The organism is Paenibacillus haidiansis (genome assembly GCF_036553665.1).
In the GTDB taxonomy this organism is placed as follows: domain Bacteria; phylum Bacillota; class Bacilli; order Paenibacillales; family Paenibacillaceae; genus Fontibacillus; species Fontibacillus haidiansis.
Map to the genome: position 1 here is coordinate 249,403 of NZ_JAZHPZ010000003.1, position 13,923 is coordinate 263,325.

Annotated in this window: 13 protein-coding genes and 1 pseudogene; all 14 read right to left on the reverse strand. The window is 50.9% G+C overall.

What is annotated here, in order from left to right; all coding sequences use genetic code 11:
- Positions 1-63: 63 nt before the first annotated feature.
- Positions 64-1,569, reverse strand: a complete 1,506-nt coding sequence (locus V3851_RS08140; RefSeq protein ID WP_331846026.1) for a nitrate/nitrite transporter — start codon at positions 1,567-1,569, stop codon at positions 64-66.
- A gap of 208 nt (positions 1,570-1,777) precedes the next feature.
- Entirely contained in the window at positions 1,778-2,293 is a 516-nt protein-coding gene (locus V3851_RS08145) for a hemerythrin domain-containing protein (protein ID WP_331846027.1), read from the reverse strand.
- A gap of 20 nt (positions 2,294-2,313) precedes the next feature.
- The gene (locus V3851_RS08150; protein ID WP_331846028.1) at positions 2,314-2,961 is read right to left on the reverse strand and encodes a response regulator transcription factor; all 648 of its coding nucleotides are present in this window, start codon (positions 2,959-2,961) and stop codon (positions 2,314-2,316) included.
- Positions 2,962-2,986: 25 nt separating this feature from the next.
- Positions 2,987-4,067, reverse strand: a pseudogene (locus V3851_RS08155) (sensor histidine kinase).
- On the reverse strand, positions 4,064-4,525 hold the full coding sequence (locus V3851_RS08160; protein WP_331846029.1) for a GAF domain-containing protein: 462 nt from the start codon (positions 4,523-4,525) through the stop codon (positions 4,064-4,066). The pseudogene V3851_RS08155 and the gene V3851_RS08160 overlap by 4 nt, the downstream one beginning before the upstream one ends.
- Positions 4,526-4,549: 24 nt before the next feature.
- Positions 4,550-5,248, reverse strand: coding sequence for a respiratory nitrate reductase subunit gamma (gene narI, locus V3851_RS08165; RefSeq protein WP_331846030.1), 699 nt, complete (start codon positions 5,246-5,248; stop codon positions 4,550-4,552).
- Positions 5,245-5,805 carry a nitrate reductase molybdenum cofactor assembly chaperone gene (gene narJ, locus V3851_RS08170; RefSeq protein WP_331846031.1) on the reverse strand — a complete coding sequence of 187 codons (561 nt, stop codon included), beginning with the start codon at positions 5,803-5,805 and terminating at the stop codon, positions 5,245-5,247. Before narJ ends, narI begins: the two co-directional genes overlap by 4 nt.
- Complete coding sequence (gene narH, locus V3851_RS08175) at positions 5,798-7,339, reverse strand: nitrate reductase subunit beta (RefSeq protein WP_331846032.1); 1,542 nt, start codon at positions 7,337-7,339, stop codon at positions 5,798-5,800. The genes narJ and narH overlap by 8 nt, the downstream gene beginning before the upstream one ends.
- Complete coding sequence (locus tag V3851_RS08180; protein WP_331846033.1) at positions 7,329-11,012, reverse strand: nitrate reductase subunit alpha; 3,684 nt, start codon at positions 11,010-11,012, stop codon at positions 7,329-7,331. The genes narH and V3851_RS08180 overlap by 11 nt, the downstream gene beginning before the upstream one ends.
- A 329-nt stretch (positions 11,013-11,341) precedes the next feature.
- Entirely contained in the window at positions 11,342-11,968 is a 627-nt protein-coding gene (locus V3851_RS08185; RefSeq protein WP_331846034.1) for a class I SAM-dependent methyltransferase, read from the reverse strand.
- A gap of 4 nt (positions 11,969-11,972) precedes the next feature.
- Entirely contained in the window at positions 11,973-12,467 is a 495-nt protein-coding gene (locus V3851_RS08190; protein WP_331846035.1) for a DinB family protein, read from the reverse strand.
- Positions 12,464-12,979: a hypothetical protein gene (locus V3851_RS08195; protein WP_331846036.1), complete on the reverse strand. Its 516-nt coding sequence runs from the start codon at positions 12,977-12,979 to the stop codon at positions 12,464-12,466. The genes V3851_RS08190 and V3851_RS08195 overlap by 4 nt, the downstream gene beginning before the upstream one ends.
- A 22-nt stretch (positions 12,980-13,001) precedes the next feature.
- Entirely contained in the window at positions 13,002-13,160 is a 159-nt protein-coding gene (locus V3851_RS08200) for a hypothetical protein (protein ID WP_331846037.1), read from the reverse strand.
- A gap of 131 nt (positions 13,161-13,291) precedes the next feature.
- Complete coding sequence (locus V3851_RS08205) at positions 13,292-13,906, reverse strand: class I SAM-dependent methyltransferase (protein ID WP_331846038.1); 615 nt, start codon at positions 13,904-13,906, stop codon at positions 13,292-13,294.
- Between the last annotated feature and the right edge of the window lie 17 nt (positions 13,907-13,923).

The window sequence follows — 13,923 nt, forward strand, 5'->3', positions numbered from 1 at the left end:
GTTCATGGCTTTAGTCCCCGGCCTTGGCAAAAGGGGAAACCCTAATCCCAACGCCGGGGCGATTTAACTGCTTTTTCTTTGAGTATGGGTGATATCCGAAAATGCCCCGACATAGCGGACATGTTCGCCCGTTTCATCCGTAATCGCACTGATGTTCAACCACTGCAAGTAGATTTCCCCGTTCTTGCGGCGGTTCCAAATTTCGCCCTGCCACATTCCGGTTTCCTTCAAGCCTTTCCACATCTTCACATAGAAATCCGCCGATTGTTTGTTCGACCGCAAAATATTAGGCTTTTTGCCGAGCGCTTCTTCTTCCGTAAAGCCGGTCAATTCCGTAAAGGCCGGGTTGATCGAAGTGATGGTGCCTTTCGGGTCGGTGACCAGAATCCCTTGCGATGTGTAGTTGAATACCTCGGAAGTGATGCTCAGTTTGTTCTGATACATCATCCAAACCACCAGAATCAAGCTGGCCAAGGCAACTTGCGAGAGCAGCATGAATCCGATCGAATATTGCCCGGTTATCGAATGAATCGAGGACAGCATCAGCGGCGGAAAGAAGCCGCCAAGCCCGCCCATCATCGAGACGATCCCGTTGACGGTCCCCGCTTGTTTGCTGAAATACTGCGGCACGAGTTTAAAAATTACCCCGTTGCCGATCCCCGCGCTGACGGCGATCGCCAAGCAGCCCACGGTATACAAACCGATATTCGGAGAGAAGGCCAGAATGATCGCGGCTACGGTATACAAGGAAAATACACCGATGAGCAGCTTATACGAGTTAAAGCGGTCGGCCAGCCAGCCGCCGACAGGCCGCAAGAACGTGGCCAGCGCGATAAAGCCGGCGGTACGAAGCCCTGAATCGACTTTCGTAAGCTCAAAATTCGTTACCAGGAAGTTCGGCAGATACACCGTAAACGCGACGAATGAACCGAACGTAATGAAATAAAACAGCGAGAAAAGCCACAGCTTTTCATTCTTATATACCTCTTTGATTTGCTTTGTAATCGGAACTTTCATCTTTTGTTCCTTGCGGTCGCCCCATAGGAAGTTGAAAGCCGCAAATACGAGCAGCAGGACGAGATAAAATTTGACCGTCGTCGTCCAGCCGAACTGGTCGGCGATCACCGGAGCGGCAAAGGTGGTTACCGCGGTCCCGATATTCCCCAGACCGTAAATCCCGTTGACAAAACCGTGGCGTTCCTTGGCGTAATATTTCGGTAATGAAGTAACGCCGACGGAGAAAACCGATCCGCCGATGCCAAGGAACAGCCCGCCGATCATCAAGTCTATCGCCGTATCCGCTACACTAATATAATACACAGGAAACAGCAGCAGAACAAAGCTGATGAAGAAAACCCAGCGCGCGCCGATCACATTGGCGAAATACCCCATCGGGATGCGCAGCACGGATCCCAAGATGACGGGGATCGCCGTAATGATCGCGGTTTGGCTGGCCGGAATGCTGATATCATCGCGCATATAGGGTAGCAGCGAGGATATAATGACCCACACCATAAAGCCGACAATAAGATTCAAAGTTTGCAGTGGTAGTTGAATTTTCTTAATCAAACAGCATCACCTTTTCTTAAATTATGAATGATACAATTTCAGATTCCCCATCCGTATTGTATCGCAGCCATTGTTATCATCAGGATAGGGAACTCCCCCGATGGGGTCCGTGAATTCCCTATGGTCACAAAAAAGCCTAAAATCATCACATCGTCATTCCGGGGGATCCCCTTGATGATTTCAGGCTTTTTCCCTAGGCTTATCCATTTTATACGATCAAGGTGTGCATATCTTCAAACAGGCGGTCGGTATCCCCTTTTCTCATGACCTGTGCCGTCATCGGAAACAGTACCGTCTCTTCCTTCACAAAGTGTACCGTCAAGATCTCAAACGCTTCGCCCGCGTCGCGCGCCATCGCCTGCATCTCCTCCATGGCAAATTCCCCGTCGGAATAATGAAGGAAATGATCGATATAGGCTGCGACTTCTTCATGCTCCTGCTCGATCGTCATGATCGGTCCCTGCTCATACCCGATATATTGTCCCAATAACGGAAAAAAGAAGGTTTCCTCCTTCTTGGTGTGCTTTGCCAAGGGCTCCTTAAATTCGATCAGCAGGCTGCGGAGTCTGGCAAATTCCGCTCTGGCCAGATCCAGCGGGTAAGCGTTGTTTTGAATATTCAGGACGATGGAATGCCATTCGTTCATTAAATGCGACAAATAGCGGTGCTCGTTCTCAAGAATGCGCATCGCCGGCACGGCGCTGATAAATTTGTCATTCACCATGGTGTATAATACCTCTTTCGTCAGAAATCAAGCAGCTTTTTTTTCAAGGCGTATTCGACAAGCTCGGGTCTCGTTTTCAAATTCAGCTTATCCATCAGCTTGGCCTTATGCGCTTCTACCGTCTTTACGGAAATATGCAGCATCTCCGCGATTTCCTTGTTTCCGTACCCTTTGGCGACCAGAGGCAAAATTTCGATTTCCCGCGTGGACAGAATCTGATACGGGTTGTTCTCGTCAGGCTGGTTATCCTTCTTAATAAACTCCCGTACTAGCGAAGTGGCGATCTTGGGATGGATATAAACCCCGCCTTGATACACCATACGAATGGCCGAAACGAGCTGTTCGTCCGGCGAATTCTTCAGCACATACCCCCGGGCCCCGCTCTTCAGTACATGGAACAGATATTCCTCGTCATCATACATCGTCAGGATCACGATTTTGGTGTCGGGGAATTCCTCGTTGATTTTGGCGGTGGCGATCAGACCGCTTTCTCCGGGAGGCATGCTCAGATCCATCAGCAGGATGTCCGGCCGATGCTTGGCGACCATGTTAAAAGCTTCTATTCCGTCCGCCGCGGTGGCGACGACCTCCATGTCATCCTGGAAATTCAGGATCATGGCAAACCCGCTTCTCACGACCGCATGATCATCCGCAATTACGATTTTCATACCCTTTCCCCCCTATGAGTTGACTTCATGGATGGTTACGCTCCGAGGCGGAGCCGGTTCCGACCGGAATTTGCAGATGTACGGTAGTCCCTTTGCCAATTTCGGAGTTAATCGTAAGTTCCCCGCTCACCAATTCGGCCCGTTCTTTCATGCCGTATAACCCTAGCCCGGTGCCCTTGGGATCGCGGCTATTGACATTAAAACCGCTCCCTTGGTCGATGACGGCCAGCTCCAGGTAATTCTCCGATTCAAAAAGACGTACGGCGATTTCGTCGATGCCCGCATATTTCGTCGCATTTAACAGGGATTCCTGACATACCCGATATACCACGGTTTCAATTTCGCTGTTATAGCGGGCCCCGTTGATTTCCGAGGTAAAATGTACAATAACGCCATAGTTCTTCTCCACCCATTTAAAATGGGAGCGGAAGGCCGCCTCCAAGCCGAGATCGTCCAGCGATGCCGGCCGGAGTTCGACGGACAGATTGCGAATCTGGTCCAGGAGGCGCGTCAGCGAGGCTTCCGTTTGCTGAATTTTCTGCAGCGCGTCATCCTGGACATTCAAATACTTCAGCACGCGCAAATCCACCAGCGAACTGATCAGCTCTTGCGCCACGCTATCGTGCAATTCCCTGGAGATCCGCTTGCGCTCGTCTTCTTGACCTTTAATAATGCTCTTCGTCATCGTGTTTGAGTTTCAAGCTCTCCTGAGTCATCAGATGATTCGTCAAATCGCGAAGCATCAACACGCGGATTCCGGCGACTTCGTCAATGCATTGAAAACTGGCGGAATAGGGAATAACCCCTTTGTTCTTAGTGTCGAGATACACCTGAAATGAGGAGAAATCCTTAGACGAATCGGATAAATAGCAGTTTAGACAAGACATCTGCTCGTCATCGCTCGTATATCCGCGGCAGGTAAAACAGAACGAATTGCTCTTGCCGGTCTCGGTTGTATTGAACAATTGCGGGTCGATGATATTCTCGGCCGCTTCGTTCATCGCGACTATCGAATTGTCCCTGCCGAAAAAGAAAATCGCATCCGTCGTGTTGCGGTACATATTCATAATGATCTCGGGAGAAACCTGATGAGCCTGCCGGATCATGGAAATGACATCTCCTTTATACCAAAGTCGCCTATTTGTCCATTCGACGATTCGTATATCCGCCGGAAATCTTCATTATGGACAGCGTTGCCTCCACGGTAGCCCGCAAGCAGCACTCCCTCCACCCTATCCAATTGGTACAGAGGAATGCCCACAAGACTACTCAGCCGTTCCGAAACCAAAATCGGGTAATTAAACATGTCATTGGGATCGAGCTCCGCCTTCACGTCGGCCACCAGCATCGGCTTGCCCGTCTTGAAGACAATGCCGGCAATCCCTTTGCCCGATTGGAGTACAATCCGTTTATAGCGGTCGTTCAAATTGCCCGATGCATACTGCCAGGTCAGCACAAAGCCGTCTTGCGCGGATTGCGCGAAGGCAAGCGACACGAAATCATACCCCAGTCTTTCTCTCAATTGATCAATATCCCTCTGATATTGACCTGAGGGTTCGTTCATAATCATATCTCCCTACCATATTCCTTAATGATGCACTGATTGACCACGATTCTTCCTATAAAGAATATAGCTTCTGCGGGCATAATTCAAGGGCACGCTCCAGACATGGACGAGACGCGTAAACGGCCACAAGGCGAAAATGAGAAATCCGCTGATCATGTGAATTTTGAAACTTACCGGAACAGCGGCCATCAGCGAAGCATCCGGGGAAAATACGAACAAATCTCTAAACCAGATGGAAATCGATTCGCGATAATCGAATTCCGGTTGAACATGGTTCGTGACCAGAGTCGAATACATCCCCATAAAAATGATGAAGAGCAGCAAGGCGTTGACGATGAGGTCGGAAGCGGAGCTCAGCTTGCGGATCGTACTCATCGTAAACCGCCGCGCCGTCAGAATCAGCATCCCGGCGAAGGTAATCACCCCGAAGATTCCGCCGATGTACAGCGCTACGGTATGATACATATGGTTGCTGATGCCGAACGCCTCCGTCCAGGATTTCGGGATAAGAAGGCCGCCAACGTGGCCGAAGATCACCGGAATAATCCCGATATGAAACAGCAGGCTGCCGATCATCAACCGCTTCTTCTCGATGAATTCACTGGATTTGGCCGTCCAATTGAATTGATCGTACCGGTATCTGAAAATATGGCCCACCACGAACACCACAACGCTCAAATAAGGGAATATCACCCATAAGAATTGATCAAGTAAATTCATGAGGTCATAGCCTCCTTCCGAAGACACAGTTTGAACGTTTCTCTTAAAGCTTTAACGAGATAAAAATAAGGGCTGTCGCACTTCTCCAATGCTTTCATCAGATGGTAAGTCCCGTCCTCCAGGATGGATAACAGCGTATTGATGCTGGCGTTGGACCACTCATCGTCTTGCAGATTGGCCGCATAGATAAATTCGCACATGAGCGGCAAATAGTCCGGCAATTCATTGTCCGCGATTTCAAGGCCGTACATGTCGTAAATCGCTTTGAGGGTGCTCAGCATGTTGCCCCGTTCTTTGTTGTCTTCATATTTAAAATAAGTCATATACAAAGTCGACGATTTCTGGAAATCGAAAGTGTCGACATACAGCTCTTCGATTTCGTCCATGCTAAGCTGCTGCATTTTATCGCGGTAGGTATCGATGAATGAAGCAATGGAAGGGGCGATTGCCCCATCCATTGTCATCTGCGACAGACTTAGCTTATCGGGATAGGCCAGCTGCCGGGCAAAAAAACCGAAAGCTTCCTTTACGCCGTTCAGTTTGACCAGATCAATCACGCCAGATCCCCCCATAGAAGTTCTCTTCGTACAGCTGTTTGCCGCTCTTGCCTTTCTCGTAAGACGGAACCGCAGCGCAGCCGCCGCAATCCATTCCGAAGCCTTCCGTGCCTTGAGCGCGGTACGGATCCAGATAGTCTTCTTTGTGCGAGGTCGGAATGACGAAGCGGTCTTCGTATTTCGCGATCGCCAAGAGACGGTACATTTCCTCCGTTTGGCGGGCGGTCAAGCCGACGCGGGCGAGCCGTTTTTCGTCGAACGGCTGTTTCGCGGTTTGGGCCCGCTTGAAGGAACGCATCATGGCCATGCGCTGCAAAGCTTCTTTAACGGTTTGTGTATCGCCTGCCGTCAGCATGTTGGCCAGATATTGAATCGGCGTTCTCATCTCCTCGATGGCCGGGAAGATCATATCCGGGTTTTGCAGCGAATCCTTGCCTTCGATATGGCTCATGATCGGGCTAAGCGGCGGTACGTACCAGACCATCGGCAGGGTGCGGTATTCCGGATGCAAAGGGAAGGCCAGCTTGTATTCGATCGCCAGTTTGTAGACCGGCGAGTTCTGAGCCGCTTCGATCCATTCGTCGGATAGTCCGTCCTTGCGCGCTTGTGCGATAACCTCCGGGTCATTCGGATTCAGGAACAGATCGCATTGCGCTTTGTAAAGATCCTGGAGGTCAGGTGTCGAAGCCGCTTCCTTGACGCGATCCGCATCGTACAGGAGCACGCCCAGATAGCGAATCCGTCCGGTACAGGTCTCGGAGCAAACCGTCGGCAGCCCGGCTTCGATTCTCGGGAAGCAGAAGGTGCATTTTTCCGCTTTGTTCGTTTTCCAGTTGAAGTAGACCTTCTTGTACGGGCAGCCGGTCATGCAATAGCGCCAGCCGCGGCAAGCTTCCTGGTCGACGAGCACGATGCCGTCCTCGTCGCGTTTGTACATGGCGCCCGACGGGCAGGAGGCCACGCAGCTCGGGTTCAGGCAGTGCTCGCACAGACGAGGCAGATACATCATGAACGATTGCTCGAAATTGAATTTGATCTCCTCTTCGATCTTCTCGATATTCGGGTCCTTCGGTCCGGTAACATGACCGCCGGCGAGATCGTCCTCCCAGTTCGGGCCCCATTCAAGGTCCATATTCTTGCCGCTGACTACCGATTTCGGACGGGCGACCGGTTGGTGTTTCTTCTCGCCGGAAGTCGTCAGCTTCTCATAGTCGTAAGTCCAAGGCTCATAGTAGTCCTTCATCTCAGGCATATCCGGGTTGTAGAAAATTTTACCGAGGGCGATTTTGGACAGCTTGGTGCCGGCTTTCAGTTCCAGCTTGCCTTTGCGCAGCGTCCAGCCGCCTTTATATTGCTCCTGGTCTTCCCAACGTTTCGGATAGCCGATCCCCGGCTTCGTCTCCACGTTGTTGAACCACATATATTCCGCGCCTTCGCGGTTCGTCCAGGTATTCTTGCAAGTGACGCTGCACGTGTGACAGCCGATGCACTTGTCCAGGTTCATTACCATTGCGATCTGTGCCTTAATCTTCAAGCCAGTCGACCTCCTTCATTTTGCGGACGGCCACGTAAACGTCCCGTTGGTTGCCGATCGGGCCGTAATAATTGAAGCCGTAGCTCAGTTGGGCATATCCGCCGACCAGTTGCGTCGGCTTCAAATGGATGCGCGTCGGAGCATTGTGGCTGCCGCCCCGCTCCTTGGTGATTTCCGAGCCCGGAACGTTGATGTGTTTATCCTGCGCATGGTACATGAACATCGTGCCTTTCGGCATTCTGTGGCTGACGACGGCCCGGGCCGCAACGACACCGTTCCGGTTGAACACTTCCACCCAGTCGTTATCGTTAATCCCGTGAGCTGCCGCGTCTTCATCGCTCATCCAAACGGTCGGTCCGCCGCGGAACAAGGTCAGCATGTGCAGATTATCCTGATACATGCTGTGCGTATTCCATTTGCCGTGCGGCGTCAAATAACGGAGCACGAGCGTATCTTTATCGACGCCGCTTACCTGCTTGTCATGAGGGCCGAATACCATCGGCGGCAGCGTCGGTTTATATACCGGCAGAGCCTCGCCGTATTGCAGGAATATTTCATGATCCAGATAAAAATGCTGCCGTCCCGTCAAGGTTCTGAACGGTACGAGCCGTTCGATATTGGTCGTAAACGGCGAATATCTCCGGCCCATTTTGTTGGAGCCGCTGAATACCGGCGTCGGAATGACTTCGCGCGGCTGAGCCGTAATATTGGCGAACGTGATTTTCTCCGCGGCCCGGTCGGCCGAAATATCCTTCAGCTCCACGCCGGTATCCTGCTCCGCGGATTCCCAGGCGCGCTGGGACACTCTTCCGTTCGTCGCCGAAGATATATGCAATACGGCGTTCGCTGCATGTCGGGCCGAGCGCAGCTTCGGACGGCCGTTGCGGATGCCTTCGTCGTAATAGGCGCCGTTGATCTTCTTCAGTTCTTCGTATTCTTCCTTCACGGAGAACGACACGCCGTGCGCCCCTACCTTGCCCGTCTCGAGATTCGGGCCGAGGGTCACGTATTTATCGTATATTTGCGTGTAATCGCGCTCGACCACAGTAAATCCGGGCATCGTTTTGCCGAGCACCGGCTCGATTTCGCCGCGCTTCCAGTCCTTGACTTCCCCGAACGGCTGCGAGATTTCGGCCATGGAGTCGTGGCCCAGCGGAGAGGACACGATGTCCTTGTACACGCCCGGCAAATGATCCTTCGCCATTTCCGAGAAGGTTTGCGCCAGTGTCCGGTAAATGTCCCAGTCGGACTTGGATTCCCAGAGCGGATCGATCGCCGGGTTGAACGGATGCACGAACGGATGCATATCCGTCGAGGACAGATCCGTCTTCTCGTACCAGGTTGCCGCCGGGAGCACGATATCTGCGTACATCGGCGTGGCGGTCATGCGGAAATCGAGGGCGACAAGCAGGTCCAGCTTGCCTTCCACTTCATCGCGCCAGACGATTTCCTCCGGCTTCTGCTCTTCATTCGGCGTGGACAGAAGGCCGTTATGCGTGCCGAGCAAATGCTTCATGAAGAACTCCTGGCCTTTGGCCGAGCTGGAGATCAGATTCGAACGCCAGACGAACAAGGTACGCGGGAAGTTCTCTGGCGCGTCCGGGTCTTCCACCGCGAATTTCGTTTCGCCCGAGACGATTTGCTCGTATGCGTGCCGGATGATTTCCGCGTTGCTCGTTTGCCCCTTCGCCGCCGCTTCCTCCGCAAAGGAAAGGCTGTTCTTGTTGAACTGCGGGTAGGACGGCAGCCAGCCGAGCCGGGCGGCGAGCACGTTATAATCCGCCGGGTGGCTGTATTTGATCGGTCCGGCCGTCGGCGACTTCAAGCTTTCATTGTTCATTTCTTCATATTTCCACTGGTCCGTGGCGAAATAGAAGAACGAGGTCGCATTCTGCTGACGCGGCGCGGCCTGCCAGTCTTTGGCGAAGGCGATCGACGACCAGCCCTCGATCGGACGGCATTTCTCCTGGCCGACATAGTGGGCCCAGCCGCCGCCGTTGACGCCTTGCGACGCCGTCAAAATAACCAGGTTCAAGATGGAGCGGTAGATCGTATCGCTGTTGAACCAGTGATTGATGCCCGCGCCCATGATGATCATCGAGCGGCCGCCGGTGTCGAGCGAATTTTGGGCGAACTCGCGGGCGATTTGAACGACGAGCGATGGTTTAACGCCCGTGATCTTCTCCTGCCAAGCCGGCGTATAATGGGAGCTTGCGTCGTCATAATCTTTGGCTGCGTATTCGCTATCGGAGCCAGGGCGTTTCACCCCGTATTGACTCAGCATCAGATCGAATACAGTGGCCGCCAGACGAACGCTTCCATCCGCCAAAGTTACTTTTTTCACAGGGATAGTCCGGTTAAATGTCCCGTTGCCGCTTTGGTCAAAGAACGGAAAGACGATTTCGGTCCATTCGGCATCATGCGGCTCGACCGAAAGCGCCGGTTCGATCTTGGTTCCGTCTTCGCGTTCGAGGATCAGATTCCATTTCACGTCTTTCTCCCAGCGCTGGCCCATCGTTCCGTTCGGCACGATGATTTCACCGCCGGCGGCTTCGTCGATGATAACCGGCTTCCATTCCCCAAGCTCGGCTTCGTATCCCAGATCGCTTGAGCGCAGGAAGCGGCCAGCTTTATATTTGCCTTCATGCGGCTCCAGCAAAATCAGAAACGGCATGTCGGTGTATTGTTTGGCATAATTCAGGAACATCGGCTCCTGGCGACGCACATAGAATTCGTCCAGGATGACATGCGTCATCGCTTGCGCCAGCGCGGCGTCCGTGCCCGGATTCGGGGCAAGCCAGTTGTCCGCGAATTTGACGTTTTCTGCGTGGTCCGGTGCGACGGAAACGACTTTCGTCCCTTTGTACCGCACTTCCGTCATGAAGTGCGCATCCGGGGTCCGGGTCAACGGAACATTGGAGCCCCACATCATCAGGTAGCCGGCGTTGTACCAGTCGGAAGACTCCGGCACGTCGGTTTGCTCGCCCCAAATTTGCGGCGAAGCCGGCGGCAAGTCGGCATACCAGTCGTAGAAGCTGAGCATCTCGCCGCCGAGCAGTGAGATGAACCGCGCGCCCGAGGCGTAGCTGATCATGGACATCGCGGGAATCGGCGTAAAGCCGGCGATCCGGTCGGGGCCGTATTTTTTGATCGTATATATCAATTGCGCGGAGATCATTTCGGTCGCGATGTCCCAGGTTACCCGGACATGACCGCCCTTTCCGCGGGCTTGTTTATAAGACTTTGCGGTTTCCGGATTCTCGACAATGCTCGCCCAAGCGTCGACGGGATTGTCGTGGCGGGCCAGCGCTTCTTTCCACAGCCGCAGCAGCCGTCCGCGGATATAAGGGTATTTCACCCGCAGCGGGCTGTATTCGTACCAGGAGAACGACGCCCCCCGCGGACAACCGCGCGGTTCAAACTCCGGCATATCCGCTCCGCAGGAAGGATAATCGATTTGTTGATTTTCCCAAGTAATAATCCCGTTCTTGACGAATACCTTCCAACTGCAGGAACCGGTGCAATTCACACCATGGGTCGTGCGCACCACTTTATCGTGAGACCAGCGGCCGCGGTACATGTTCTCCCATTCTCTGCTTTTTTCCTCAAGAATCGACCAATTTCCCGAATAGCTTTCCGTTGGTTTAAAAAAAGTAAGACCTTTTCTTTTCATTGTGAAGTGATCACTCCTTCATCCTCGAATGAATTCGATCGATAGGGGAATCCATCTGTATTCATTCTTCTAACTAACATTATGAAAGTGAAATCGACCTCTTCCCATAAGGGAAATCCCTGATGATCCCTTAAAAACCCCTATTCACAAAATCGACCAAAAAAGAAGGGCCCCCTTTGGGCCCCTATTGTCGAACTTTCATTGATTTTGTTGGTAATTTGTGCTTAAACTTGGTCATATCCCCTTCAAAATATGCATTATCTCTCCTAAAACCGGGCTCTTCAAATCCCTATCCTGATCCAATAGAGATTCATTGTAGCTCCTTGTAATTAATCTTTTTTAACGACAATATATCTTAACAAATACTCTTTAGTACGTTCATCTTGGTAAGTTAGCTTCTCTGTGACCGATCCGACTTCCATTAAGTTCAGCCCGCCAAAATGATTAATGAGGTCTTCCTCTGTGAAAAAATGGGCGCATTTGCCTTCCATATATTCAAAAGTTCCTTCTTCCACTCTTTTACCGGCCCCGTTATGTGTATCTTCATCCGAAAAGCAAGTGAAATACATGATTCCGGAGTCATTTAACTGTTTGATGCAATGATCAATCAGCTTCCTTCTGTCTTTTAACAAAAAAAGATGCAGCAAATCAAAGCAATAAACCGCATCGTATTTCTTGCCGCCCGTGGGAGAATCCAGGACCGATCCTTCCATAAAGTGGCTTTGCGGATCCCATTGCCTAGCCAATTTCACCGCATGGCCGGATAACTCGATGCCTTCTACTGTAAAATCGGCTGACAGGGCTTTCGTATTTCTCCCGTAACCGGAACCTGGTACCAATACTGTTGTAACATTATTTTGCTTAAAAATGTCTCGGGCATGGAAAGCCGTGCTGCTCGGATTTTGCCCCCAAATAAGCCCTTCTTCATGGTAACGAACATTCCAATACGAGTCCATTCGTTCATTGGTCCCCTTCCATATCCGGTTCAATCAATCCTTTACCGATGAGGTTGGCGGACACGGGCTTCTTGCCGATCTTCCTCGACCAGACGGACAATTGGCCGCAGTGATGGATATGATGGGCGATTACATGACGCATGACTTCTCCCCAGGCATCCACATCGACTTTCCCGTTAGCCTCATGACTGATCAATGCGCGCGTCTCCATCGTCTCATCCCAGGAGTTGACGAAAGCCTCGACCTCCGGGCGAAATTTATGATCCAATTCTCTTACTTTGTCCAAAGTACTATATGCTTCAAAATCTTCTTGGAAATCCGGTTTGCCTTGCAGAACTCGAATCCAGCTCCATTCCACATCGACGATATGAAACAAGGTTTTCAAAATGCTCCCCACGCCGCCTGTCCTAGCTCGGAGCAGCTCTTCCTCGGGCACATCTTCACACCATTGGTACCATTGTTCTCTGACGATCCAGTTATATTGAAAGAATGTCTTCATTTAACGCCTCCGAGATTGTTTTTCCGTTGATAGTAATCCAAAATATCTTGCAATACCGATTCACGAACATCTTCACCGGACTGATCCAGCATTTGCATCAGTAGATTGGCGTGATAAGTAACGAAGGAGGGATCTATTTGGGAGGTACTGTCAAAGAAGTCTTCCGGGTAATCCGAGCGCTGAAAATCTCGATCATCCACGGAACCGAAATATTCAAATACGTATCTGAACTCTCCCTTTGCAATCAATTCATCGATAACCTGCTCGATTCTGCCGCGGGTGATACGATCCACGATAATTACCGGGGAGGAAGCGCACCAATAGGCACCGTTCAGGCAATGACCCTTCAAAGCATAATCGCGTCTCATCGATTCAATGCATTTCGGAGTATAAAAATTTGATATCCACTTTGTTGCATCGGGAAACGTGACGACCACATCCACTTGTCCGTCTTCCGGATCTTCCACCCATTCCTCCGCATCTATGCGAATATGTCTTTTGGATTCAAACAAGGCTTCAGCTCCTATTCAAAATTTATAAGCCTTTATTCCGTTTTTCCGCAATGTAAATGTCCAGTGCCTGAATGCCGCGATTCGCCAGTTTAATGAACAGGATGAGGCAATAAATGCTCAAGCCGGCCATTACCAAATAGAATAAGATGATGAAAATACCAATATTGGGAACTATGCTCATAACTAATCATCTCCTTTTTATAAGAGAGCGATTTTCAATAGGTTATATGACTTTCATTAAGTATTAAACATATTCCAAAAGGCAGCAAGACCGAGTTTAATTATAATGTAGGTTGTCTGCTGCGCCTTGAGCTAAAGCTTATTTTTACGGCAAATATAATCGACGAACCCTTGCCGGATCCGCTCTCCTTCAAAGATACGTTCCAGCACCCGATCTTCCTTATAGATGAATTCCATATCATCCAACAAGCCATCGGCTTCATTGGGCTCATAATACGAATGGATAACCGGAAATCCATCTTCAATCTGTTCGTATTGGTTATTCCCAAGATCAATGCCTTCGCCAACCCGAAAATCATGAACCGTCAAAAAGTTTACGAACATGATGCCGCCCGGCTTCAGAACGCGCTTCATCTCTTCAAGCGATGTTCTGACATCATTCTTATTCATATGAAATATGGAATTGTAGGAGTACACAAAGCTGATCGATTCGTTCTCAAAAGGCAGCCGCCGCATATCCCCCTGTTTAATATTTAAATCCTGGCCTTTGCTTTTGGCGAAGGTATTGGCTTTATCGATTTGATCGGCGGCGAATTCAATGCCGTACGTCGTATATCCATTGCTGTAGAATAAGCTAAGCGGCGGAGTATCTCCGCCGGCCCCGCAATCAAGTACGGTTTTCTGCATACCGCTTTCATTGCATATCGATAAATATCTGTACAGGGGAATTTGTTTAAATATTTCCATGAGTTTGTCTCCTTTTT